Source organism: Burkholderia sp. LMG 13014, assembly GCF_905232215.1.
GTDB lineage: Bacteria > Pseudomonadota > Gammaproteobacteria > Burkholderiales > Burkholderiaceae > Burkholderia.
On the sequence record NZ_CAJNKE010000578.1, the window covers coordinates 1 to 3,668 of the forward strand.

Annotated in this window: 4 protein-coding genes; all 4 read left to right on the forward strand. The window is 67.0% G+C overall.

Going from position 1 to position 3,668, the window contains the following annotated elements; all coding sequences use genetic code 11:
* A partial coding sequence (locus JYJ84_RS31175; protein WP_205189913.1) for a phospholipase D family protein occupies positions 1-1,358 on the forward strand: 1,358 nt, incomplete at its 5' end.
* 234 nt (positions 1,359-1,592) lie between these two features.
* Positions 1,593-2,366: a class II aldolase/adducin family protein gene (locus JYJ84_RS31180; RefSeq protein ID WP_175221639.1), complete on the forward strand. Its 774-nt coding sequence runs from the start codon at positions 1,593-1,595 to the stop codon at positions 2,364-2,366.
* Between the two features lie 364 nt (positions 2,367-2,730).
* A complete protein-coding gene (locus JYJ84_RS31185) occupies positions 2,731-3,165 on the forward strand; it encodes a CHRD domain-containing protein (protein ID WP_175221640.1) in 435 nt (144 codons plus the stop codon).
* A gap of 89 nt (positions 3,166-3,254) precedes the next feature.
* A partial coding sequence (locus tag JYJ84_RS31190; protein ID WP_205189914.1) for an alpha/beta hydrolase occupies positions 3,255-3,668 on the forward strand: 414 nt, incomplete at its 3' end.

Here is a 3,668-nt window from a genome sequence, read left to right on the forward strand (position 1 = left end):
TGCAGATGCGCATCGCACTCGCGCGCGCGGCGACGAAGACGCTCGACATGCAGTACTACATCGCGACCGAGGATACGACCGGCAAGCTGCTGCTCGGCTCGGCGCTGTACGCGGCCGATCGCGGCGTGCGTGTGCGGATGCTGGTCGACGACCTGAACTTCCGCGACATCGATCGCGTGATGGCCGCGCTGAACACGCACCCGAACGTCGAGATCCGCGTGTTCAACCCGTTCGGTGCGTCGCAGCAGGGGATGGTCGAGCGCACGACCAACTTCTTCACGCGGATCGACAGCTTCACGCGCCGGATGCACAACAAGGCGATGATCGCGGACAACCAGATCGCGATCGTCGGCGGGCGCAATCTCGGCGACGAATACTTCAGCGCGAGCCCGACGCTGCAGTTCCGCGATCTCGACGTGCTCGCGGCGGGCCCGGTGACGAACGACGTCTCGGCGAGTTTCGACACCTACTGGGCGAGTGCCAGCAGCTATCCGCTGCGCGAGCTGAACCACCAGTCGTTCGACGCGAAGGACCTCGACACGATGCGCGACGAGCTGCGCGCCCACTGGCGCAAGAACGCCGAGCCGTACAACGCGAAGCCGCTGAACGCGACGCCGCTCGCGCAGCAGATCGCGCGCGACGAGCTCGGGCTCGTGTGGGCGCCGGCCGAATTCAAGGTCGACGCGCCGGACAAGGTCGCGCAGCCGACCGGCTACGTGAGCCCGCCGATGCAGCGGCTCGTCGAGCTGACGCGCAACGCGCAGCAGGAATTCCTCGCGTTCTCGCCGTACTTCGTGCCGCACGACGCGGGCGTGAAGATCCTCGGCGAGACGGCCGCGCGTGGCGTGCGGGTCGCGATCCTGACGAATTCGCTCGCCGCGACCGATGCGGTGGCCGTGCAGGCCGGCTACGGGCCGTACCGCGTGCCGCTGCTGCAGCACGGCGTCGAGCTGTACGAGTTCAAGGCGGAGCCGGGCCGGCGGCGGGCGCGGCTGTTCGGCTCGCGTTCGCGCGCGAGCCTGCACGCGAAGGCGTACGTGATCGACCGGAAGATCCTCGTGATCGGCTCGATGAACCTCGATCCGCGCTCGGCGAACCTGAATACCGAACTGGCGCTGGTGATCCACAGCCCGGCACTCGCGCAGCAGGTCGCGACGATCTTCGCGCGCGTGACGCAGCCCGACGACAGCTACCGCGTCAGCCTCGTGACACCGCCGGGCGGCGGCACGCCCGAACTGGAATGGACCGGCGTCGACAACGGCGTGCCGAGCACGTACCACGTCGATCCGCATGCGGGGCTGCTGCGCAACCTGATGACCGGCATGTTCATGCTGCTACCGGTCGACAACCAGCTGTAAAAGGGGCGGAAGCGTGCGGGGCGCTCCGGCAAAACCCGCGATACCGGTGCGCGGGGAAAGGTGATATGGTTGTGCGCGCAACGATCATTGCATCGTGAAGGTGCCGCCGGCAGCCGCATCCAGGGGCCATGGCGGCGAGACAAACCCGGCCGCGATCTCTGCGGCGCCAGGAGACGAGGCGCGCAAGCCGCACGGCCGCACGGCCGTGCGATGCGCCCGCAACCGGAGCCCCCCATGCAACGTGTTCCGAACCAGCCGTTCACGCGTCCCGCGCGTTTCTCCGAAGCCGAATGGCAGGCGCGCGTGCAGCTCGCGGCGGCCTACCGCATCTTCGATCATCTCGGCTGGACCGAGCTGATCTACAACCATATCTCGCTGCGCGTGCCGGGCGAGGACGGCCATTTCCTGATCAACCCGTTCGGGCTCCATTACCGCGAGGTGTGCGCGTCGAACCTCGTGAAGATCGACATCGACGGCAATGTGATCGGTCATTCCGACTGGCCGATCAATCCGGCCGGCTTCACGTTCCACAGCGCGATCCATGCGGCGCTGCCCGACGCGCACTGCGTGATGCACGTGCATACGACGCCGACGATGGCCGTGTGCTGTTCGCGCGACGGGCTGTCGTTCTCGAATTTCTATTCGGCGCAGCTGTACGGGAAGATCGCGTATCACGACTTCGAGGGCATCACCGTGCATCTCGAAGAGGGGCGGCGCATCGTCGAGAGCGCCGGTGGGCGGCCCGTGCTGCTGTTGCGCAATCACGGGCCCGTGACGATCGGCGCGACGCTCGCGCAGACGTTCTCGCTGATGTGGCTGCTCAATCGCGCGTGCGAGGTGCAGGTCGCCACGCATGCGATCGGCGACGCGCTATCGATCGCGCCGCCCGTGCTCGAAGCGTGCGTGCGCGATTCGCTGAATTTCGATCCGAAGCATGGCGCGGGGCAGGACGCGTTCGATGCGCTGCAGCGTATCGTCGATCGCATCGATCCCGGCTATCGCGCGTGACGCAACGCGGCGAGATCGCTTCGTCATGCTTGATACGGCGTGAACCGGATCCGGTGGCGCGCGCAAAAAAAACGCGGCCGGGCGGCCGCGTGAATACTCGCAGACTCCTTCGGACGAAGGAAACAAGCAACTGTGAGACGAAGTGTAGCGAAAGGCCGCGCGCGGATTCAGTCACCAGGCTGCAAAGGTCCATTCCAGGTTGACGCAGACTGACGCATCGCGCGCCGCGTGAGATGGCCGGCCGTGAGCGGTGCGGCGATTCGCTGCATGGCCGATCGGTGGATGCCCGGATCAGCGTCGATCGACTACCATCATGTCTGACGCCCCCGCTCGGGCGGCGTACAACGTCGTACAAGGAGAGTCCATGCTCAAGCTGCGTTTGCTCCAGGTCGCGGTACTCGCGGGCGTGCTGGCCGCCGGCAGCGCTGCCGCTGAAACGGTGCGCCTGTCCGCCAATCTCCAGCCGTCGAGTGAAGTGCCGCCGACGGCGACCAAGGGTTCGGGCGACGTCGAGGCCACCTACGACACGGCTACGCACATGCTGCAGTGGAAGGTCACTTACGAACACCTCACGGGGCCGGCCACCGCCGCGCACTTCCACGGTCCCGCACCGGTCGGCCAGAACGCGGGCGTGCAGGTGCCGATTCCGAAGGACGAGCTGGCGAGCCCGATCAAGGGTTCGAAGGAACTCACCGACGCGCAGGTCACCGACCTGATGGGCGGCAAGTGGTATTTCAACGTCCATACGAAGGACCACCCGGCCGGCGAGATCCGCGGCCAGGTGATGCCGGCGAACTGAGCGCCGGCGTTTGATGTAGAGGCACCTGTCGAACGGTGCGGGAGCGATCGCACGTACCATCGTCACACTGTGATTGCGGAGTGCGTCCGATGAGTTGGCAAAGCAAGTTCGCGTGCTGGCTGCTGCGCTGGCAGTTCCGTCCAGAGACCACGCGCGAGGTACTCGATCCCGCCCGCGCACGGCGCTTTACCGACCTGCGGATGGTCGTGCCGCGCCGCGCGCCGTCGGGCTACCGGCTGCGCCAATGCTACGGCGCGGGCGACGCGCCACTGCGCGGCGAATGGCTCGAACGCACCGACGCGGGCGCGGGTCGCGGGGCCGGCCGCACGCTGCTGTACTACCACGGCGGCGGTTATTACTTCTGTTCGACGAAGACTCACCGGCCGCTCGTGTTCGGCCTGACGAAGCGCGCAGGCGTGCGCTCGTTCTCGCTCGACTACCGGCTGGCGCCGGAAAACCGTTTCCCGGCCGCGCTCGACGATGCGCTGGCCGCGTACCGGCAA

Excerpts from the sequence above, each read along its gene's own strand:
- JYJ84_RS31180 (WP_175221639.1), top strand. The coding sequence starts at position 1,593 with ATGCAACGTGTTCCGAACCAGCCGTTCACGCGTCCCGCGCGTTTCTCC.
- JYJ84_RS31185 (WP_175221640.1), top strand. The coding sequence starts at position 2,731 with ATGCTCAAGCTGCGTTTGCTCCAGGTCGCGGTACTCGCGGGCGTGCTG.